Source organism: Leptospira bouyouniensis (assembly GCF_004769525.1).
Lineage (GTDB): Bacteria > Spirochaetota > Leptospiria > Leptospirales > Leptospiraceae > Leptospira_A > Leptospira_A bouyouniensis.
The window spans coordinates 174,053-194,472 of the sequence record NZ_RQFT01000012.1; the positions used below are offsets into that span (position 1 = coordinate 174,053).

General features: G+C 39.7%; 19 protein-coding genes. 10 read left to right on the forward strand and 9 right to left on the reverse strand.

Annotated elements, in window-relative coordinates; genetic code table 11:
- Window positions 1-48: 48 nt before the first annotated feature.
- The gene (locus EHQ43_RS15045; protein WP_135741409.1) at window positions 49-2,316 is read right to left on the reverse strand and encodes a lytic transglycosylase domain-containing protein; all 2,268 of its coding nucleotides are present in this window, start codon (window positions 2,314-2,316) and stop codon (window positions 49-51) included.
- A 48-nt stretch (window positions 2,317-2,364) separates the two neighbouring features.
- Between EHQ43_RS15045 and EHQ43_RS15050 the strand changes: the two genes are divergently transcribed.
- The 7 genes from EHQ43_RS15050 to EHQ43_RS15080 all read left to right on the forward strand — a co-directional run bounded on the left by EHQ43_RS15050 (window position 2,365) and on the right by EHQ43_RS15080 (window position 8,122).
- Complete coding sequence (locus tag EHQ43_RS15050) at window positions 2,365-3,564, forward strand: LBF_1011 family protein (RefSeq protein ID WP_135771616.1); 1,200 nt, start codon at window positions 2,365-2,367, stop codon at window positions 3,562-3,564.
- Window position 3,565: 1 nt separating this feature from the next.
- Complete coding sequence (locus EHQ43_RS15055) at window positions 3,566-4,339, forward strand: hypothetical protein (RefSeq protein ID WP_135741411.1); 774 nt, start codon at window positions 3,566-3,568, stop codon at window positions 4,337-4,339.
- A 68-nt stretch (window positions 4,340-4,407) separates the two neighbouring features.
- Entirely contained in the window at window positions 4,408-4,848 is a 441-nt protein-coding gene (locus EHQ43_RS15060) for a bactofilin family protein (protein ID WP_012388052.1), read from the forward strand.
- Window positions 4,849-5,793, forward strand: a complete 945-nt coding sequence (locus EHQ43_RS15065; RefSeq protein WP_135771617.1) for a PdxA family dehydrogenase — start codon at window positions 4,849-4,851, stop codon at window positions 5,791-5,793.
- Complete coding sequence (locus tag EHQ43_RS15070; RefSeq protein WP_135741413.1) at window positions 5,790-6,212, forward strand: hypothetical protein; 423 nt, start codon at window positions 5,790-5,792, stop codon at window positions 6,210-6,212. Before EHQ43_RS15065 ends, EHQ43_RS15070 begins: the two co-directional genes overlap by 4 nt.
- Window positions 6,213-6,227: 15 nt before the next feature.
- On the forward strand, window positions 6,228-7,349 hold the full coding sequence (locus tag EHQ43_RS15075; RefSeq protein WP_135771618.1) for a DegT/DnrJ/EryC1/StrS aminotransferase family protein: 1,122 nt from the start codon (window positions 6,228-6,230) through the stop codon (window positions 7,347-7,349).
- Window positions 7,349-8,122 (forward strand): hypothetical protein, encoded by a 774-nt coding sequence (locus EHQ43_RS15080; protein WP_135771619.1) that lies wholly within the window; start codon window positions 7,349-7,351, stop codon window positions 8,120-8,122. The genes EHQ43_RS15075 and EHQ43_RS15080 overlap by 1 nt, the downstream gene beginning before the upstream one ends.
- Window positions 8,123-8,127: 5 nt before the next feature.
- Here the strand turns inward: EHQ43_RS15080 and EHQ43_RS15085 are convergent, their stop codons facing one another.
- From EHQ43_RS15085 to odhB, 7 genes are all read right to left on the reverse strand, one after another.
- Window positions 8,128-8,496, reverse strand: a complete 369-nt coding sequence (locus EHQ43_RS15085; RefSeq protein WP_135771620.1) for a TRL-like family protein — start codon at window positions 8,494-8,496, stop codon at window positions 8,128-8,130.
- Window positions 8,474-8,800: a TRL-like family protein gene (locus EHQ43_RS15090; protein WP_135771621.1), complete on the reverse strand. Its 327-nt coding sequence runs from the start codon at window positions 8,798-8,800 to the stop codon at window positions 8,474-8,476. The genes EHQ43_RS15085 and EHQ43_RS15090 overlap by 23 nt, the downstream gene beginning before the upstream one ends.
- Window positions 8,797-9,114, reverse strand: a complete 318-nt coding sequence (locus EHQ43_RS15095) for a TRL-like family protein (protein WP_135754726.1) — start codon at window positions 9,112-9,114, stop codon at window positions 8,797-8,799. Before EHQ43_RS15095 ends, EHQ43_RS15090 begins: the two co-directional genes overlap by 4 nt.
- A complete protein-coding gene (locus EHQ43_RS15100) occupies window positions 9,111-9,950 on the reverse strand; it encodes an outer membrane beta-barrel protein (protein ID WP_135741419.1) in 840 nt (279 codons plus the stop codon). The genes EHQ43_RS15095 and EHQ43_RS15100 overlap by 4 nt, the downstream gene beginning before the upstream one ends.
- A 201-nt stretch (window positions 9,951-10,151) precedes the next feature.
- Window positions 10,152-12,920 carry a 2-oxoglutarate dehydrogenase E1 component gene (locus EHQ43_RS15105; protein WP_135741420.1) on the reverse strand — a complete coding sequence of 923 codons (2,769 nt, stop codon included), beginning with the start codon at window positions 12,918-12,920 and terminating at the stop codon, window positions 10,152-10,154.
- Between the two features lie 34 nt (window positions 12,921-12,954).
- Entirely contained in the window at window positions 12,955-14,361 is a 1,407-nt protein-coding gene (gene lpdA, locus EHQ43_RS15110) for a dihydrolipoyl dehydrogenase (protein WP_135741421.1), read from the reverse strand.
- Window positions 14,362-14,369: 8 nt separating this feature from the next.
- On the reverse strand, window positions 14,370-15,599 hold the full coding sequence (gene odhB / locus EHQ43_RS15115; protein WP_135741422.1) for a 2-oxoglutarate dehydrogenase complex dihydrolipoyllysine-residue succinyltransferase: 1,230 nt from the start codon (window positions 15,597-15,599) through the stop codon (window positions 14,370-14,372).
- Window positions 15,600-15,757: 158 nt separating this feature from the next.
- On the opposite strand from odhB, the gene EHQ43_RS15120 reads away from it, so the two are divergent.
- Window positions 15,758-16,291, forward strand: coding sequence for a gamma carbonic anhydrase family protein (locus EHQ43_RS15120; protein WP_135754730.1), 534 nt, complete (start codon window positions 15,758-15,760; stop codon window positions 16,289-16,291).
- A 120-nt stretch (window positions 16,292-16,411) separates the two neighbouring features.
- A complete protein-coding gene (locus tag EHQ43_RS15125) occupies window positions 16,412-17,053 on the forward strand; it encodes a hypothetical protein (RefSeq protein WP_135741424.1) in 642 nt (213 codons plus the stop codon).
- A gap of 96 nt (window positions 17,054-17,149) precedes the next feature.
- Here EHQ43_RS15125 and EHQ43_RS15130 read toward each other — a convergent pair whose 3' ends face one another.
- Window positions 17,150-18,910 (reverse strand): GAF domain-containing SpoIIE family protein phosphatase, encoded by a 1,761-nt coding sequence (locus EHQ43_RS15130; RefSeq protein WP_135741425.1) that lies wholly within the window; start codon window positions 18,908-18,910, stop codon window positions 17,150-17,152.
- A 427-nt stretch (window positions 18,911-19,337) separates the two neighbouring features.
- Here EHQ43_RS15130 and EHQ43_RS15135 point away from each other — a divergent pair, with 427 nt between their 5' ends.
- Window positions 19,338-20,417 (forward strand): BPSS1187 family protein, encoded by a 1,080-nt coding sequence (locus EHQ43_RS15135; protein ID WP_244242837.1) that lies wholly within the window; start codon window positions 19,338-19,340, stop codon window positions 20,415-20,417.
- Window positions 20,418-20,420: the final 3 nt, after the last annotated feature.

Consider the following 20,420-nt stretch of genomic DNA (forward strand, 5'->3'; position numbering starts at 1 on the left):
GTCTATTTCAAAGAATAGACAGGGGAAAGAGTGGGGAAAAGTCATTTTTTACAACTTGTGGTATTTTTTCATGATATCGTATGCGTAGAAATTCGAAACAACGATGCGACAATAGTCCCGTGATTCTTTATAAGGTAGGTCTTCTAAAAAATGGTTAAAATCGCCCGAGTAGACAGATTTTTTCCATTTTCGTAAATTCCCAGGTCCACCGTTATAGGCAATCGATGCCCATTTCAATTCATTTCCGTTCGATTTGAGTAAGTAAGCTAAAAATTTAGTCCCTAAACGTATGGATGTCTCTGGTTCATATAACGAATAGGAAGAGATGCCCATCCTTTGGGCAAGTTCCCTTCCCGTTGCTGGCATAATTTGCATAAGGCCTCGAGCATTGGACCTAGAAGTGGCAGTTTCTTTGAAAAAGGATTCTTGCCGCATAAGAGCATAGATACTGTCCTCGGAGATTCCATTTTCGTTTGCGTAACGAGAGACAATCGTTTGGTGAGGTCTTGGGTACATACGAATGGAGAGTGAAGTAGGCAGTAAAATAGGATCATCTGGGATCAAATATCGTTTGAGTAGGGATCTTGTATGAAACGCCGAATAATAAGTGTTATGTGTTAAGTCTCCAATCCCAACGAGAATTTCATCCTTTTGGTCTTCTGACAAGTTTTCACGTTTCACATGAAAGTTCACAAGATGAAGCCCTAAACTATCTTCTCCCACTCTGAAATATTCTTTGGCAAGGTTTAATAGTTTATGACCTTGGATCCGCGAGCTCATTCCACCTAATTTGTTTCCAAGTTCATAAGAATCTTTGGGATATACAAATCCTAAGTTACGACCAATGAGAGCTCCAGATTCTTCTGGGATCCCAGCAGTATACGACAAATATTCGTATAAGTATTCTTTATTAAATGTTGGATTTTCTGGTTTATTTGATTCTTTGATGGTAGATAAAAATTCTTCCCGAATCACTCGCGTGTAATATGATCCAGGGCAAAGTGCATAATATCGTTTGAGTTCTTTTTTGAGCCGATCCGTATCTCCACTTTCTTTTAACGAACGTAAATACCAATACACAAGCCTTCCTTTGACGGGTAGGTTTGGGATTTCAGCGAGTGCTCTTTCGAACTTGATTAGTGGTGCGTAATTTGATTTTTCTCCCTTTCGTTCGACTAAATATTCGATCAGTCGGTCCTGGTAGAATAAATTGAAAGGGTATTTGCCAAGGTATAAAATTAAATTTTCAAAGTATAATTCCCTGTCACCTAACCTATCATAGGAGGCAGCAAGCACACGGTAATAACCTGCATCTTTTCCTGGAAAGGTTTTTAAGAGTTCAATTGCCTGTTGGAATTTATTTTGTTGGTACAAAGTATCTGCAAGTGAAACGATCCAAGAAGAATCCATATCCACAAAGGTTTTATTGGCTCGTAAAACCCGAAAGAGTTCGTTTATTTTTCCAACCTTCGTTAGGACAGAAGTTAGGTGTTTAAAACCTTCATAATAATTCAATCGGCTGGAAAATAACTCAGGTCTAGAACGAAAGAGGGCATCTTTGTCATTGGTATTGATGGCTGGTAGGAATAAGGTAATTTCAGATGGATTTAGTTGTAAGATACTCCCACTCCCTTTGTATTTACTCCAATCAGATGCGATCATCTGAACTGTTTGGTCCATCAAACCATCTTTTTGTAAACAACTTAGCCATTCTTCAATGGCACCTTTTTCATCACCAAGAATGAGTTTTGCTTTTCCATACCGATATAAACTGTCGCCTGTTAAGAGATACCTTCGATGAGAATCTTGGATGGATTGTATTTTTTCAATGATTTCTTTCCATTGGTTATTTGCCGCAAGTAATCTAATTTGTTCATCTAACACTCGCCTGCAAATTGGGTCTTCTTCCATGTTCAGTCGATTTAAGAATTGGATTCTTTCTAATGGTGTGAGGTAATTTTTTGATGTGATTTCGTTGTACAATTTCCAATAACTCAATTTAAATAGAGTGGTTTGGAAGGGCATGGTTTGTGTAAGAATTTTCCTGACTTCTTCTTCGTTAGCTTCGGTTACAAAGACTCCTCTAATCAGAGACAATAAATACCGAAATCGTTTCTCCTTGTCTCCGTTAGGTGATTTTTCATGGAATTCAATGAGGGTATAAACTTCACTTTCTCGAGAAGGTGTTGTATTTTTGAAATGATTTTCAATTTGCCCCCATTGGTGAGATTTGATAAAATAATGAAGGTCTGTTTCAGCCAGTAGAGATGTTGTGAAAAAGAGAAGAATTCTACTTGCTAACCAAAAATGCCTCATGCATACTTCCTATGATTACGAATTTAGAGAGGGAAGGTCCCCCTCCTTATGAGCTTACAAACAGAATACAAACTACGCTGGCCAGAATATAGAATCGAATTCCACCCGACGGAAGAAACCCCTAAAAAAGTCTCCCTTCCTGAGTTGTGGCCAGAGTTACGTGCCTTTTTTTCAGGCAACCAGTCTCGTTTTGCAAACTACCTTTTCTATTTATCGACCGATTTCTCCGGGGGGTTCAGCCTTTGTTCGGTTCTTTCTGAAAATGATGCAAACTACCGTTTCCATGACCCTGTTTTACAAACACCCACTCCATTTCCTAAAGAAAGTTTGGAGAGAATCTGGAAACTATGCCAAAATCGAGAATTCGATGAAATGGAAAGGGAAGATTGGGAACTCATAGGTTTTGGATTATTATATGTCGGAAACATTTCGGAATTTCGAAAATGGGTCCTCGCCACAAAAGAACATTTTGGTCAAACTGATGACAACCGTCGTTTATTGGCTCTACTTGGTTGGGAATATTCTGAAATTCCTTTTGAGAATTCTGTCTTACACATGTTAGTTGAATATTCAAAAGGTAATTTTGAAAAAATTGATTTTAAAAACTTGGTGGATGTATGTTTAAATGATTCCCATTGGCAACTTGTGGGAGTTTTATTTCATGCAATCGAACTTGGTTTGATGCAAGAAAAAGAGTCTTTTCGCATCTGGAAATTCTTAATTGGGTTTTATGAAGAATGGGAATCTTGGGAAAAAGAAAAATTCCAATATATATCGTTTGGAAAAATTCCACCTTTTTATGCGCTTCGTTATGCCAAAAAGTATCTCCCTATCCAAACCTTTTACAAATACCAATCTGACTTAGAAACAGAACTCCGAGGGGATTGGATGAGTGGAAGTGAATTTGGATATGAACAAACACATTCAGTCAATCCATGTATCGATACAGTGGTACGATTCCGTAATGAAGGTGAATCCTTTGAAAGGGAATTGGAAGCAGAATACAAATTAAAACCGTATTCATATCTCATCCCACTACAACTTGCCTGTATTCAGTTTGTGAAAAAAGAATATGATTTGTTTTTAAAACTATACCAAAAATCTGGAAGATTAAAACATTTACCTCTTGCTTTAAATTTATATTGGCGAGTATTACAAAGTAAAGGTGATACAAAAACTAGTTCTGCCATTAAACGTTCGTTAGAGAGCGGGAATGAGTCTGTTACTTTGCCTGAAGGTTGGGAATAAGATGCCTCTTTCGCAAGAACAAATTATGGAACTCTCCAAATTGCAAAAAATGCTAAGGAATTTGGAGAAAATCGAAAGGAATGCAAAAAACGATCTTCAAAAAGAACGTGTTGCCTATGACATAGAACGATATAGAAGACGCATGCAGGAAGTTTCACCTGATGGAATTCCAGATAATTTAGAACAAACCATGCGTAATGCCAAAACAAGAGAAGAAAATCCAGAAAGCCTCAAACACAAAGTCATCTCTCAATACCCCGTGATGAAAATTTCACCCAATTCCAACGATAGTGAGATCAATCAAATTGGGACCCTTGTTAATATTATGGATTTGGAATACATTCCTATCCTTGGAGATGGTCATATTAAATTTGATTATTCGCATGCAACGGAGCGTGACTCAGTTCTTAAATATATGGAGAACCTTCGTCGTAATATGAAAATCCTTGTAGAAACGATTGAAGAATATGCTGCCGCAGACAAACAAGAGTTTCGTGAACAGCTCTCTCGTATGAAGAACAAACAATCTAGGATTTTCATTGCAGAATCCTTTGAAACATTAGGAAAGTTTCGCGACTTCCTTGTGGCTGTGAATCGTGACATCAAAGAAGGGAACAATGTCATCATGAACATGGAAGAACCAATCAAATTCAACCCTCGGTTTGAAAAAGCGACTGTTTTAGAAGGTCGATCGATCATGGAGGGACTCCGCGAATTTGAAGAATTTGCCGAAGAAGCATGTGATTTGATTCGCCTCCCGTCTTTTCGAGGTTAAAAAAACCTTTTCATTCCTAGGGGGAACGAAGACACTGTGAAAAATCACATACACGGATTCGCAAACGCATGGCATTAGTCAAAAATCAGACCGAAGTTACCAATTCAACGATTGGCGAGAATTCTTACTTCAATGGTAAATTCTTCATCAATGGATCTCTTAAAATTGACGGTAAATTCGAGGGAAAATCCCTCCAAGCCGAACACCTTTATATCGGTGTAACAGGAAAGGTCAAAACCAACATCACAGCCGCGAGTGTCATCGTAGAAGGGATTATTGTTGGAAACGTGACTGCGAGAAATAGGGTAATGCTCCTTCCCACTTCCAAAATCCTCGGAGATATCAAAACTCCAGAGCTCATTATCCAAAATGGTGTGATTTTAGAAGGTCGTTGTATGATTTCGAATGACCTCAAACATAGCGCCAAGGATCTGATTGAATTGGAATACTCTAAGGATTCACTCAGTGTCGAAAAGATTTTTGGGAAACAACCAAACGCCAAAGAATAATTGAAAACCATCCTCATTTCGGAAGGGGATCCCACGAGTATCAATTACGAACTTTTGGAGTCTGCCTTCCCTCTCTTACAGTCTTTAGGAAAACACCACCGAATTTATCTTATCCGAGGGTCCCACAACCAAACGGTTCCCTCATTGCAAAACCTAAACAAACCCATCGATGGCCCCGGCTTTTATTCTCTCACATGGAAGGGGCAGGGAAAATCTAAAACCTTTGCTCTTGGCAAACCTTCCAGTGCATCAGGGAAAATGGCATATGACTCACTGCTTGCCGCTCTCGATTACCAAAAAGAAATGGGAGCGGATCTCATCACACTCCCCCTTTCGAAGGAATGGGTAGTGAGAGCTGGGGTCAAAGGATTTCGAGGTCATACGGAAACCTTGGCAGAAGCTTACAAACGACCAACGTTTATGATGATGGCAGGTGAGAAATTAAATGTGATTCCTCTAACCACTCATGTTCCTTTAAAAGATGTTGTGAAAGAACTAAAACGGTTCGATTGGAAAGGACTAACTCGTGCCATTCAATCTTCTCCTTATTTAAATCATCCCTCTGTTGGTTATTTAGGCCTTAACCCTCATGCCGGAGAAGGGGGGAAAATAGGAACAGAAGAAACAACCATTCTCAAAAAAGGGGTTTCCCTATTGCAGAAAGCAAAGCTAAAAGTGGAAGGACCACTTTCGGCCGATTCTGCCTTTTTACCTGGTGCCAAACCGTACGATTTGTATTTGGCGGGATACCATGACCAAGGTCTCATCCCTTTTAAATTGCTTGAAGGAAAGAAGGGTGTGAACATAACCTTAGGTCTGGATTTCACTCGTGTGTCCCCAGATCATGGAACGGCATTTGGGATTGCAGGAAAGGGGTGTGCGGATCCTACAGGACTCATTTCCTGTTTAGAAAGACTTGTGGAGACAAAAACAAAACCAATATGACACTTTTGGAAACCCTTGCTTTTCCCGTTTTATTCATTTGGTTTGTGGGACTGCTTCTCACTTTTTTCCGTCGGGATTTAGAGCCCCATTGGAAGTTTTTTTTCTTTTTAGTATTTTGTTTTTACTTGGTTCAATTTTTTCCAGAGTTTTGGCTTGGTGTTACTCGATGGAAAGAAAATCCAAAAGCAGAAGCCTTACAGTGGATTTCAGCGATGGGAAATTCAATCTATGTGTTTTTGTTTTTTTTATGGCCTCTTGTACTCATTCGAATTTATTATTCCGCATCCAATAATTTAAGTAAAACCTTGATCCCAACACTCGCATATGGGACGGTTCTGTATTGGGCATTATTTTTTCTTTGGACTTTGTATTCAAAAGAGTTCAATGAATGGCTTCATCAAATATTTGCAAATAAGTAAAAGAAAGGGCGAACAATGGCAGTTCCATTTATAGATATCAAACGTTTTGAACCAGGATTTTTGGACACCTGGAATGAAAAAGTAAAGTCCATGTCTGAAAATGCTCAGTTCATTGGCGGAAATGAAGTCACAGATTTAGAAACAAACCTTGCCACTTGGGCAGAAACCAAGTATGCGATTGGTTGTGCCAATGGAACTGATGCCTTACAACTGGCGTTACGTGCTGTTGGAGTAGGTAGAGGTGATAAAGTTTTGTTGCCTGATTCAACGTTTTGGGCGACCTTTGAAGCGGTTGTGAATGTGGGTGGAGATCCTTACACTGTGGATACAAATCCTGTGGATTTACAAATGGATTTCCAAGTTTTCCAAGAAGCTGTGGAAAAAGTAAAACCAAAGGCAGCACTCGTTGTACATTTATATGGATGGGGCACATCCAAAATTGAAGAACTTAGAAAGTTCTGTAAGGAAAAAAACGTTTCCCTCATTGAAGACGGGGCTCAGTGTTTCGGAGTCAAACACAATGGTAAATCTCTATATAAAGATGCACTTATCTCCACAACTTCCTTTTACCCAGCGAAGGTGTTAGGTGCGGCTGGTGACGGTGGTGCAGTGTTTACAAACGATGAAGAGTTATCTGTTGTCACTCGCCGCCTTGTAAATCATGGAAGGACATCGCATTATGAACATGGCCTTGTTGGTTGGAATTCAAGACTTGATTCCTTACAAGCAGCTTTCCTTAATCTATCTTTGAAACACTTACAAAAGAGGATCGAATCCCGTAAAACATCACAAAACATCTATTATAAGGAATTACCTGGACTTGGAATTGGTGTGATCCAACCACCAAAAGGGTATGACGAAAATGGATACTGTAACGTAACACTTGTGGATCCTGAAGTACGACCAAAAATTGAGGCCGTTTTAAAGGAAAAAGGCATTGGTTTTGGTAATATTTACCCTGGTGCAATGTCTGACCAACCTGGTGCAAAACCATACTTAATCGAACGATTTGGAAAAGACGGAAATGCTCGTCGGATTTCTAAATCAGTTCTTAACTTTCCATTGTTTGCTTATATGACAAATTCCGAAATGGATGAAGTTTTAAGCGCAATCAAGGCGTATAACGCTAGTAAGTAATGGAAAAAATTCGGGTAGGAGTATTTTTATTCTTTTTACTCATCCTTGCGGTGTTAACTTTTAGTTTGTCTAAAAGTTGGCGCCTCTATGATGGTGGTGGGTATGAAGTGACTGTGGAAACTCCAGAGTCAAAAGAAAAAGACACCTCACCAGAACCCACAGATACTTTAGATTTAGAAGATGGGAATGGGAAAATCTATTGGAAACAATACTTTATCTACCCACATGGTCTTGTCACTGAATCAGGTGGGTTTGGTCCCGATGGGATTTTATCCCACGCACGAAATTTATATTCCATCAGTTTAAAAGATGGTAAGATTAAAAAACTTTTTCCACACGATGTATACATTTGGGATTTTTTTGTCGGGGAATTTTCTAAAAAAGCAGTTTTGAATACAATCGACGATCCAAAGGAAGATAACTTACAAATTGAAAAGAAAATTTTGATTTTTGCTGTAACAGAAGATAGTAACTTAGATGGGGTTTTGAATTCTAAAGACCATAAATTGGTTTATCTATTTGATCCAGAGACAAACCAATTAGATTCTGTTTTACCAGTTGGATTCCACTTTCGAAAACTCCTTTATAATTCCTTAAAAAATCACCTAACTTTGATTCTTGGGAAAAATCCGGTCCCACAACCAAAAAATGCCAGAAAAAAAATTCCAGAACCCACCATCAATCTACATCTATATGATTATGATGCGAATGTTTCTAAGGGTGTTTTGAGTGAGACTTTGGAATCTATGTTACCATCAGAAGAGCTTAGATAGTTTTTTTATTCTCCCCAAACTTGGACACAATCTTCATTCAATATACCAAATAAGGTTTTGTTTGCATATTCAACTGCTGAGATTTTTTTAATCCCTGCTTTTTCGGCTGCATCTCGTATGTTTCCACCTCTTTTGAAATAGTACATATTCACGTATAAATAAGAAGTCGTACAAGAGCGACCCACCTTCAAAACTTTACCTTCTGCAAGACTTCCTGCAATCCCAGGATTTCCATATTGAGTTCCATCTCTTGAACTATGTGTTTCGTTAATCACTAGAGAGACAAAGGGAACACGGTATTCCGGAATACAATCCAGACTTAAAAAAACAAAACAAAGTAAGAATAAGATATTAATTCTTTTGGCCATGGACATAGGTACAGTACTTCCCATAGAGAAACAAAAATTCGACTAAATGGTGGTCTACATATGAAATTTTAATGATTCCATTTTCTTTGGCAATACTACCAGCACCTGCATTGCCCCATGAATACAATCTAAGAAAGTGTTGGACACATCCAGATGCGACGATATCTTCTTTCACATTATTTTCAGGATCAAAGTCACCATCATAATGTATGTTTGTGTAGAGCATCCCTGGCAGTGGTTTGTAAACCTCTCCGTAAAAACATGAAATCGAGAAAAAGGAAAAGAGTATGATAAACAATGTTTTTTTCATGATGACACTTCCCCAGTCATAATGAGGCAATGCCTAATCACAACAAATGTAAGGATGGAATGCACTTGGATATCGATAGAACGAATTTTCGTAATTTTGGAAATTCGTTTGGCTTCTTCGATACTTGCATCCCCTGTTGAAAATAAATACAAATAAGAAAAAGCACATGCCTTACCCTCAACCGTTCCTTCTGCTTTTCCAAGTTTTCCAGGATAGTTATCCTCTCGATACAATGATCCTAATCGACAATTTTGTAATAAGATTAAAGAACAGAACAAGATGATGAAACGAATCATAGCAGAATTTAACTTCATCTTTGGTCTTTGCTGATATTATCTAAATTGAAGATAACACCAAATTGGAAACCAACTTGGTCAAAGTTTTCACTTGAGAATTGGTTCGATTTTAACATTCGTTTCATACCATGGAGCTCAAACGAAAATCCAAATTCAGGAGTAAGGTAGTAATTAATTCCAAGTGCAGCTCTTCCACTTATTCCCGTACCTTGTGCCATTAAACTTTGAAGATAAAGATTTGTATAACCCATGGAACGATAAGAAGCATTAAAATTGACAAGTCCCAATTCAAGTCCTATATAAGGATCAAATTTATTTTTAGTTAAAAAATGATAATTCAGTCCAAGTCCATATACTTTGTCTTTGTATAGCGTGTATTTGGTGGGGGCAAATTCTAAATATGGTGTAAATCCTGTGGTACTATTCCGGTCTGAGAATATAAATTGTTCAGACCGTTCTCCTTTGACAGAATTTGATGCATAGGAGATGAAAATTCCCAAATGATCAGTGAGACCATACTCAAAAAATACACGTCCAGTCCTTCCCGGTTCCACCTTTCCATCTGAGATAGGAATCACTTGTGGGACATTCAATGATCCTAACAATCGAACTGGCATAATGCCGAGTTGGGTTTGAGTTTTGATGGAATTTTGTAGGGAGGCTTCCCTTTTTTGAAGACTACCTCCCGTATAAACAGTCTCACCACCCTGCAAGTTTAAATAAAATCCACCTTGGTAAAATCCAATGGGATAATCCAATCGATGTGTGGGTGTTTGTGAATAAAGAGGTGAAATTACATTCAAAACTACTAAAATTGAAAGTAATATTCCTTTTGAGAGTATTCTTCGTTTCATTCCCAGTAAAATAACAAGTGTTTGTCCATGTGTCAATGGAAAAGAATCGGCAAAGTAAAATGTTTTCAGTGATTGATCAAATAAAAAACCCCAAAAAATTCTTGGGGTTTTTTATTGTCACAAAAGAATCATATGAACGAGAACTATCTGTTTGAAGTCACAAATAGTTCTACTGTTTTGTGAATCGTTTGTTTTCAGACGTTAGGACAATGCATCCTTTACAAGGTCTTCTTGTTCTTTAAGGTGAGTGACCACATGACCACATGCAGGGCTTGGGAACTCAGAACGACCCGCATAATGCAGGCGTTTGTTTTCTGGCATCACTGCTTCGATTCGGTCACGAACAAAGAACCAAGCACCTTGGTTTTTTGGTTCTTCCTGAACCCATACAAATTTTTTCAGTTTTCCATAACTTGTGATCATTTGTTTGATATGGTTTTCAGGGAAAGGGTAAAGTTGTTCGATCCGAACGACAGCTACGTTTTCCAATTTTTGTGCATCGATCGCCTTACGTAAGTCATAGTATACCTTTCCAGAGCAGAAAAGTAATTTTTCCACTTTTTCTGGTTTTGCCACTGGGTCAGGAAGGATCTTCCTAAAGGCACCAGTTGTGATGTCTTCTAAACTTGAGGCTGCATCTTTCAAACGAAGCAATGACTTCGGTGTCATGATGATGAGAGGTTTTCTAAAACTTTGAAGGATTTGTCGGCGGAGGATATGGAAATACTGTGCCGGTGTTGTGAGATTTGCCACTTGGATGTTGTCGAGTGCACAGAGTTGGAGAAAACGTTCCAACCTTGCAGACGAATGTTCGGGACCTTGACCCTCGTATCCATGTGGTAATAAACAAACAAGCCCCGACATTCTTTGCCATTTGATTTCCGAACTGGATATAAATTGGTCAAAGATCACCTGTGCGTTGTTTGCAAAGTCACCGAACTGTGCTTCCCACATAACAAGGCTATTTGGGTCTGCTAGTGAATACCCATACTCAAAACCGAGACAAGAGTATTCAGAAAGAGAAGAGTTTACAATTTCAATCTTTGCTTGTTTGTCGCTGATGTGATTGAGAAGGGTAAGTTTTTTTCCATTCACGATATCAGACAACACTGCATGTCTGTGAGAGAAAGTTCCTCTCTGTGCATCCTGTCCACCAAGGCGAATAGGGAATCCATTTTCCAAAATAGAACCAAAAGAAAGAGACTCGGCAAAACCCCAATCGATAGGAAGTTCGCCTGCACCCATTTTTCTTCGGTCTTCCAAAACTTTGATGTGTTTTGGGTTTGCTGTAAAACCACTTGGTAAAGTTGTAACTGCTTTGACGATCCCACCTAACTGTTGTTGCAAAAGTTGTGTATGGACATCGGAATCCAATGGTTCTTTTGTATACCTTGACCAAACTCCACCAAGTGTATCCACTGTGATGCGAGTGTCTTTTTCTTTTGCTTGTTGGAAAGAATCTTCAAGACCTTGGGCAATTCCATCTTTTATAAACTGAATTTCTTCCTGAGTGATGTCGCCGCGTTGCAACAACTTCTCTTCGTAAATTTTGATGGTTTTAGGATGTTTTTTGATGATATCATACATCTGTGGTTGTGTGAAAGTTGGTTCATCGGTTTCGTTATGACCAAGTCTTCTATAACAGATCAAATCAATGATGACATCTTTTTTGAATTTTTGACGGTATTCTAACGCGAGTTTTGTGACTCTATATGTTGCTTCTGGGTCGTCACCGTTTACATGAAAAATAGGAACTTGGAATCCTTTGGCAAGGTCAGTTGCATACAAAGTAGATCTTGATTCGCTTGGAAGTGTCGTGAATCCAATTTGGTTATTGATTACAATGTGGAAAGTTCCACCAACAGTATAACCTTCCAAGTTCATCATGTTGAGAGTTTCCGCTACAACCCCTTGCCCTGCAAAGGCAGCATCCCCATGGATGGCAACAGGCATAAATTTCGATCGGTCTATATCTTTTGCCATTTCTTGGCGGGCACGAACGGATCCAAAAATCACTGGGTCTACGGCTTCTAAGTGAGAAGGGTTGAAGGCAAGGGAGAGTTTGACTTCTTTTCCGTAATGTGTCATGACATTGTTCGAATACCCGAGGTGGTATTTCACGTCGGCATAACCAAGTTGTCCTGGGTTTAGTTTTTCTTCGAACTCAGCAAAGATAAGACCTGCAGGTTTACGGATGATATTCACAAGTACATTGAGTCGTCCTCGATGTGCCATCCCAATCACAAGAGCATCCATTTTATGACCACCCGCTTCTTCCACAAGGGTATCGAGCATAGGGATCATAGTTTCTCCCCCTTCAAGAGAGAATCGTTTTTTTCCTACGAATTTTTTAGCGAGGAAGTTTTCAAAACTATCAGCTTGGTATAATTTTTCAAACAATCGTAAGGCGGTCTTTTTGTTGATAGGTTCGTTGTTTGCGAGTGGTTCCATTCGGTTTTGTAACCATTCACGTTCCTCATCATTTACCAAATAGTAGTGTTCGCAACCTATGGAACCACAATAAGTTTTTTCAAACCAATCGATGACGTTCTTTAGTTTTGTTTTTCCGAGATTCACAATACCAGAATCTACTTCTGTATCTAAATCGGATTGTTTGAGGGCTTTGATTTTGAGATCAATGAATTCGCGGTTAGGTTTATTAATCCCTAGTGGATCGAGGTTTGCAGCCAAGTGACCTTGCCTTCTGTAAGCATTGAGAAGGTTGATGATCCCAAAATCGCTGAGAGAAGAGTCTTTTCGGTGTTCGGTAGAGGTGTAGTTCACATACCCGTTCCCATTAAAGCCACCACCATTCGAACCATTGTTTGAAACGGAAGATCGTTCCAAATCATGGAAAAAATCGATCCAATCTTTGGTTAAAGAAGAAGGATCTTCCTTAAATTGTTTGTAATACTCTTCCAATAATACAACGTTATCGCCGTATAAACTCATCATCTGATCGGTTGTCATATATTCTCCCTAAAACAACAAAACAACTGTTCCATTATGAATGGATGGACCATTTTGCATCAGCATCCATTGCCGCTTCCCTGAGGACTTCGGATAGAGTGGGGTGTGCATGTGTCGAACGAGCAATGTCTTCTGCACTGGCACCAAACTCAAACGCAATGGCTGCTTCTGCGATCATGTCCGATGCCCGTGGTCCAACGATGTAAACTCCAAGCAATTTGTCCGTTTTTTTGTCAGCGAGGACTTTTACTTGTCCATCGGTTTCGTTCATTGCTTTGGCACGAGCATTGGGTTTGAACATGTATTTACCAACTTTGTATTCGATCCCTTTGGCCTTAAGTTCTTCCTCACCTTGCCCCACCCAAGCCACTTCTGGCCAAGTGTACACAATCCAAGGGATGGCTTTGTAATTTACATGGCCATACTTCCCACAAATGAGTTCGGCCACAGCAATGCCTTCGTCTTCAGCTTTGTGAGCAAGCATCGGTCCATCTACTACGTCACCAATGGCATAAATATTCGGTATGTTCGTTTGGAATTTGTTTGGTTCTACTTTGACACGACCACGGTCTGTCATCTCAATTCCAATTTCTTTGGCACCTAGCCCATCGGTGTTCGGACGACGGCCAATGGAAACAAGGACCTTGTCTCCTTCGAGAATTGTTTTTTTGCCGTCTTTGCCCTCAATTTCCACTTCCACTTTTTTCCCTTTCACCTTAGCACCATGCACTTTGGTTTCAAAGAGAAAGTTAATCCCTTGTTGGGTTAAAAGTCTTTCCGCAAGGCTTGCCATCGCTTGGTCAGCGGTTCCAAATAGGCGTGGCATGAGTTCTACCACAGTCACTTTGGCACCAAGTCGTAACCATACCGATCCGAGTTCAAGACCAATCACACCCGCACCGACAATGATGAGGTGTTCGGGAACGGAATCAAAACCAATGGCATGGTCAGATGTCACAATGTTTTTACCATCTACAGGTAGCGGAGGGATTTCAATAGGAGTGGATCCTGTGGCAATGATGATATTGGTTCCACTAATGGATTCTTTTTTCCCATCCTCTGCGGTAATTGATACTTCAGTTTTGGAAACAAAACTAGCATGACCCAAGTAACGAGTGATTTTGTTTTTTTTCATCAAGTAGTCAACACCGGATGTCACTTCACTCACTACTTTGTCTTTACGAGCCATCATTTTTGCGATATCAATTTTGACATCTTTAACGGAGATACCGTGATCAGCTAATTTGTGTTTTGTTTTATGAAATTCTTCAGAAGAATCTAGTAGGGCTTTCGATGGGATACAACCTACATTGAGACAAGTCCCACCGAGTGTTTTTCGTTTTTCAATGATGGCTACTTTTTTACCAAGTTGGGCTGCGCGCACTGCCGCCACATACCCACCGGGTCCTGCACCGATCACAATGATATCATATTGTTCCATATTTGTGCCTATACCTCAAAGAGGAGTCTAGTTGGATCCTCTACCATTTCTTTGATCTTCACAAGGAACTGCACCGCTTCCTTACCATCTACAATTCGGTGGTCATAGGATAACGCGAGGTACATCATCGGGCGGATCACAATTTGGTCGTTCACAACGACTGCACGTTTTACAATATTATGCATTCCAAGGATTCCCGATTGAGGAGGGTTAAGGATTGGTGTAGACATCATCGATCCATAAACACCACCATTGGAGATGGAGAAGGTTCCCCCTTCCATATCTTCGAGTGAAATTTTTCCGTCTTTCACTTTCCCTGCAAGCCTTGCGATCTCTTGTTCCACACCAGCAAAACTAAGTAAGTCGGCGTTTCGAACAATCGGTACCACGAGTCCTTTAGGTCCACCCACTGCCACTCCGATATCGTAGTAGTTTTTATAGACAATGTCAGTACCACGGATCTCTGCATTGATGGCAGGGAAGGCTTTGAGAGCTGCCACAGCTGCCTTTGTGAAAAGAGACATGAACCCAAGACCGACACCATGAGTTTCTTTGAACTTGTCTTTGTATTTATTACGGAGGTCCATGATCGGCGACATGTCCACTTCGTTGAATGTCGTGAGGATGGCTGCGGTATGTTGTGCATTCACCAATCGATTGGCAATCGTTTGGCGGAGTTTTGTCATCGGCACAACCGTTTCTCTCGGACCTGAGTTTGCCGACACAACGACCGCTTTCGGTATTTCAGGACTTGATGAAGTGGATGTTTTTGGTGCGGAATTTGCACCACCTTTTTCCATATAAAGGATCACATCTTCTTTTGTGATCTGTCCATTGCGACCAGTGCCCGTGATTTTTGAGGCGTCTAATTTATTTTCTTCGATAAGTTTACGAGCAGCAGGAGGTAGTTCCTCATTCACTTTTCCCGTGTTAGGCTGTGGGCTTTGCGTTTCTGCTTTTGGAGCGGGGTTACCAGAACTAACAGGAGCCGAAGCCACTGCACCTTCTTCAATAGCACCGATGATGTCACGCACATGGACAACATCTCCCACCTTTTTAGAGATGGATTTTAATACCCCTGAGGTTGGAGCAGGAATTTCTAATGAGACTTTGTCTGTTTCTAAAATGGCGAGCACTTCGTCTACTTTAACAGCATCGCCTTCTTTTTTGGTCCAAGCACTAATGGTTGCTTCGGTTACGGATTCCCCCATCTCGGGGACTTTGATGTCTATTGCCATGAAATTTTCCTTAGCAGGTTTTTAGAGAAAAATTGCGTTGTTGAGGAGTGAGATCCCATTTGAATCTAAGACTACCGTAACTTACTTAAAGGTAAAAACGCAAGCGGAAAAAACGAAAAGACCTTGAGTTTACGTTTGGACCCCGATGTGTAGCAAGTATGATCCGTTCTTTCCAAGGCCACACACCATCCCTCCACCCCTCGTCCTGGGTGGCACCTTCCGCAGATGTACTGGGAAAGGTGAGTATCGGGGAAGAGTCTTCTATTTGGTTCCAATGTGTGTTACGAGGTGACGTAAATACCATCACGATTGGCAAACATGTGAACATCCAAGACATGACTCTCGTACATGTGGCAAGAGATTTGTATCCTGTCACGATTGGGGATTATGTATCCATTGGCCACCACGCTACCATTCACGGGTGTACACTCCGCGATCATAGTTTTGTGGGGATGGGGGCTATGATCATGGACGATGTGGAGATTGGTGAATGGTCGTTTGTCGGAGCAGGTTCCCTTGTCCCACCGGGGAAAAAAATCCCACCTGGAGTTCTCATTATGGGTAGTCCCGCCAAAATCATTCGAGACATCACAGACAAAGACCGAGAGATCATCACCCGCACTGCAAACAATTATGTGAAGTACAAAGAAAACTACCGTAGTGAAGGGATCGGGGGCACATCCCTTTCCTAACGGAAAGGGACCGGGTGATCCGCTGCAATCTTTCGCTTATGCGAAAGGATTTCCACTTCTCCCCCTTGTGCGGAAATCCGCTTGCAGAAGTCTTCGATTTATGGCAAAGTAACCTAACATATGAATTTATATTTTCGGTTGGGTTTCTCTTTTATTCTCCTCGTTTGTGTTTCTTGTAATTTCCATTATTTTGCACTCGCAAACGAATCGAACTCGCAAGCTCCTGACCTAGACAAAATCACTGGGGATAAAATTCGCTTTCATCTCATTCGAGTGGAAGAAAATCCCAAAGCCAATTTGTATAATTCCCCTGCATTGGAATTTGAACTCGCAAAATCAAAACTTTTCAAACTCAGCCGTTCTTCCAAATTAAATCTTACCTATACAACTAAAACAGGAACCGATACTGCTGGCATTTCGGCACTGATGTTTTTACTGACCCTTGGTATTTTCCCATCGTTTGTCGAAACCCATTCGAATGTCACCTTCACTCTTATGGATAGAGAAGACAAAAAAATCTTCCGTGATTACTCATATCCCATCCAAGGAAGAAGAATCATCTCTTGGTTAACGATCCCATTTTATATTGTTCTTCCTATATTTTCTGATTCCGTAGATGGGGGAGTGAATTATGAAACTTCCAATGTATCCTTACGGATGTTAGTGGAAGCTTTTGAGGCAGATTTAGCAAAAGACTGTTTGGAAAATCCAGAATTACTCGAAACCTTACGGAACAAAGGGAATGAATCCATTGAACTTTAAATGTAAATTTGATGTTCCTTGTCGCGGCAAATTATAAAATTGATCCGGTCTTTTCCGAACCTTTACCTTTAGATTTAAAATTTGTAACGACTTAACTTACTTTCTATCTACTATCAGAATGGTTACATCGTCGGCAAACTCATTGGAATTTACATAATCTTTTGCTTCTTGGATGAGTGAATTGGCAGAGTCTTGGGCTGACTTTGATTTCCCTTTTGTAATGGCTTTTTGGAATAACTCGTCGTCATAACGTTTGTTATGGTCTTTTGACATGTGTTCGGTGATCCCATCTGTAAACAAAACCAATCGGTCGCCAGATCCAAAGGAAAAAGTTTTTTCCTCATAATATAAATCAGGGATGAGACCAAGGATTTTTCCTTTTACATCCAAAGGAGTTGCATTATCGCTGTTTCCTTTGAGTAAAAAAGGTGCATGGTGGCCTGCATTGGCACAAAGAATAGTATTTTCCTCTAAATTGATGATCCCATAAAATGCTGTCAGAAAGTTACCAGCAAGTTTTCCAAACAACATATGATTGAGTGTGGTTAAAAACAAAGACGGGCTTTGTTTGATTTCTGGTTCAAAGTTTTTTAAAACCATATGCGACATCGCCGCAAGAACAGCTGCAGAAAGCCCATGCCCTGAAATATCCGCTATCAATATCGAATACTTAGTTTTGTCAATTTCTGTGACATCATAAAAATCACCACCCACTTGTTCGAGAGGGATGTGTGAAACTCCATAACTTAGCTCTCTTGATTCAGGTAATACTGAAGGCATAATTTTTTGCATGATGTTTTTGGCACGATTCAATTCCTTCCCTGTATCCACAATTTGGTGGAAAAGCTGGGCATTTTTAATCGTGTTGCTCAAACGGGCGGCAATATTGGTGAGAAGATCCAAATCAGAATGTTGGAACGCATATCCTGAGAGTTTGTTATTGATACTGATCACACCCAAAAGTTCGTCTTGGTAAATGAGTGGAGCTGAAATTAAAGATTTAGATTCAAAACGGAAGGGTGAGAGTTTATTATAACGCGGGTCCAAATCTAAATTATGGATGAGTAAACTTTCTTTTTTTTCTGCAACCCATCCAGCAACACCTTTCCCAAAAGGAACTTTGATTTGGTCATAGGAATCTTCCGGGATTCCTTTTGCTGCAAGAATTCCTAACTCTTGTTTGGTTGTATTTGCTAAATATATGGTTCCCGAAGAAGCTCCCAAATATTCCAAAACTCTATTTAACATCCACTTACCAAGTTCGTTTAAACTTTTTTCGGAAACGGAAAGTTTTTCAAATTCATAAAGTAACGACAATTCTAATATTCGTTTGTCCAAACTATCTTTGGTATTGGCATTTTGAATGGCAGTGGCTGCAACTTCCGAGAGGGAAATCAAATATTCTAAATCAGCATCATTAAAAATTCGATCATTGGTTTTGTTGATGACTTCAAGAGTTCCGATAAGTCTTTCCTCAACAAAGAGTGGTACACAAATGAGTGACTTGGTTTTGAAACCAGTCCGTTTGTCCATGCTAGGATTGAACCGTGGGTCTTTGTATGCGTCTTCCAATGCGATTGGTTTTTTTTCTTTGGCGACCATACCAACGATCCCTTCCCCCAATTCAAGCCTCGCATATTCTTGAATGATTTCTCCTTTTTCTCCTAAAGCTACTTCGCAATATAAAAATTCATCGTTTTCCAAAAGGAAAAGGGAACTTGCTTCCGCTTCTAATAAATCTTTGGAATATAACATGATGAGTGGGAGCAGTTGGTGCAAATCTAAGTTTGCATTGAGAATAGATGAAATATGAAGCAAACTTCGGAATTTACTGAGGCTAGTTTGTGGGTCGGTCATACAGGCAACATACCAATCTTTCCAATTGATTCACTTTCGTCGATTTAGAATTTTTATGTTTTTTTGAATGATTTAGGGAAAGGGAAAAAATGGGGAACCTAGATAAAAAGCGTTTAGCATGGAAAAGGTGAGCTTAGAAATCCCAGACGATTGAGTGTTTAATCGTTCCGTGAACTCTATGGTAGCAGAATGAGTGTCTATTGTAAAGGTAATTGAAAGGAATGAAAACGAATTCAGAACAATTGATCAAATGATTCATTTCTTTTTCATTCAATTGGTTTTTGTTTACGAATGGAAAACGAAATGGAATCCTAAAGTTAAATCATATTGTTTAATCGTAAGGCAATCTAAGGGTTTTTTATCCATTGGATTTTTTTATTCAGATTAGGATTGCCAATCTATCATTCGAATTGATTTTATCCAAGGTATGAATGGTTTTTTTCTCAAATTCAATTTATCTCATAGAATCGTTTATTCTCAATTTGTTCGTTCTGTTTTCATCGTATTCCTTCTTCCATGTTTGGTATTCTGCAAAAAGGAAGAGAATACAGACGAAGATTTGCTGACATTCCTTACATTGAATTTGTATATTAGGTCATGTGTAGGACAAAATACATTCCCTTCGAATGGGAGTGTTGGAAGTCTTATTCGTTACCAAATCCAACCATCCATCACATCAACAAGTATAACCTCTGACAACAACCCTCATCAAGTATATCCTCCTCAATCAGGTGTGACAAAAAAGAATATATTGTCGGTGTTTTATCCGGGAACAGGTTCTACCCCTTGCGAAGTTGGCGCAATTTTACAACAAGGTGCAACACGTGGTTACCATGTCATCGGTCTAAGTTATCCAAATAGTGAAGCTGTAAATACAATTTGTAACCAAGGTGCCGCGAGAAATGATGCGAGTTGTTTTGAAAATTTAAGGAACGAAGTTGTTACAGGAGCTCAAGTTTCTTCTTATGTTTCTGTTGATACAAACAATTCAATTGAAGGGAGATTATTGTCATTGTTATTGTATCTCGCTAAAACTTATCCCGGCGATGGTTGGGATACATATTTAACTGGTGGTACCATTAATTGGCCCAATGTATATGTTGGCGGACATTCTCAAGGGAGTGGGCATGCCGCCTTTCATGGAAAAATAAGAAACGTGGGTAGAGTTTCTATTTATAGTGGTGTTTCTGATTATAGTTTACAATTTGGATCCATCCCTTCTTGGTTCGCGAATACACAAGTTGCTCCAGCAGGTTCTTATTACGGACTCATCCATGAAAATGATACAGTCGCAAATTTTAGTGGAAATGCAAACCAGGTAACGGATGTTTGGTTAAATCAATTTAATATGACTGGTACACTTACAAACACGAGCGTAGGTTCTCCATTTGGGAATAGCAAACGTTTGGTAACTACTGCTTGTAATGGAATGAGTGCTTCCGTTTTACATAGTTGTCCAATGACAAACGGATTCCAATCCATTTGGAATTATATCAGTTACCCTTGAATC

Excerpts from the sequence above, each read along its gene's own strand:
- EHQ43_RS15045 (WP_135741409.1), bottom strand. The coding sequence starts at position 2,316 with ATGAGGCATTTTTGGTTAGCAAGTAGAATTCTTCTCTTTTTCACAACA.
- EHQ43_RS15050 (WP_135771616.1), top strand. The coding sequence starts at position 2,365 with ATGAGCTTACAAACAGAATACAAACTACGCTGGCCAGAATATAGAATC.
- EHQ43_RS15055 (WP_135741411.1), top strand. The coding sequence starts at position 3,566 with ATGCCTCTTTCGCAAGAACAAATTATGGAACTCTCCAAATTGCAAAAA.
- EHQ43_RS15060 (WP_012388052.1), top strand. The coding sequence starts at position 4,408 with ATGGCATTAGTCAAAAATCAGACCGAAGTTACCAATTCAACGATTGGC.
- EHQ43_RS15070 (WP_135741413.1), top strand. The coding sequence starts at position 5,790 with ATGACACTTTTGGAAACCCTTGCTTTTCCCGTTTTATTCATTTGGTTT.
- EHQ43_RS15075 (WP_135771618.1), top strand. The coding sequence starts at position 6,228 with ATGGCAGTTCCATTTATAGATATCAAACGTTTTGAACCAGGATTTTTG.
- EHQ43_RS15080 (WP_135771619.1), top strand. The coding sequence starts at position 7,349 with ATGGAAAAAATTCGGGTAGGAGTATTTTTATTCTTTTTACTCATCCTT.
- EHQ43_RS15085 (WP_135771620.1), bottom strand. The coding sequence starts at position 8,496 with ATGTCCATGGCCAAAAGAATTAATATCTTATTCTTACTTTGTTTTGTT.
- EHQ43_RS15090 (WP_135771621.1), bottom strand. The coding sequence starts at position 8,800 with ATGAAAAAAACATTGTTTATCATACTCTTTTCCTTTTTCTCGATTTCA.
- EHQ43_RS15095 (WP_135754726.1), bottom strand. The coding sequence starts at position 9,114 with ATGAAGTTAAATTCTGCTATGATTCGTTTCATCATCTTGTTCTGTTCT.
- EHQ43_RS15100 (WP_135741419.1), bottom strand. The coding sequence starts at position 9,950 with ATGAAACGAAGAATACTCTCAAAAGGAATATTACTTTCAATTTTAGTA.
- EHQ43_RS15105 (WP_135741420.1), bottom strand. The coding sequence starts at position 12,920 with ATGACAACCGATCAGATGATGAGTTTATACGGCGATAACGTTGTATTA.
- lpdA (WP_135741421.1), bottom strand. The coding sequence starts at position 14,361 with ATGGAACAATATGATATCATTGTGATCGGTGCAGGACCCGGTGGGTAT.
- odhB (WP_135741422.1), bottom strand. The coding sequence starts at position 15,599 with ATGGCAATAGACATCAAAGTCCCCGAGATGGGGGAATCCGTAACCGAA.
- EHQ43_RS15120 (WP_135754730.1), top strand. The coding sequence starts at position 15,758 with ATGATCCGTTCTTTCCAAGGCCACACACCATCCCTCCACCCCTCGTCC.
- EHQ43_RS15125 (WP_135741424.1), top strand. The coding sequence starts at position 16,412 with ATGAATTTATATTTTCGGTTGGGTTTCTCTTTTATTCTCCTCGTTTGT.
- EHQ43_RS15130 (WP_135741425.1), bottom strand. The coding sequence starts at position 18,910 with ATGACCGACCCACAAACTAGCCTCAGTAAATTCCGAAGTTTGCTTCAT.
- EHQ43_RS15135 (WP_244242837.1), top strand. The coding sequence starts at position 19,338 with ATGAATGGTTTTTTTCTCAAATTCAATTTATCTCATAGAATCGTTTAT.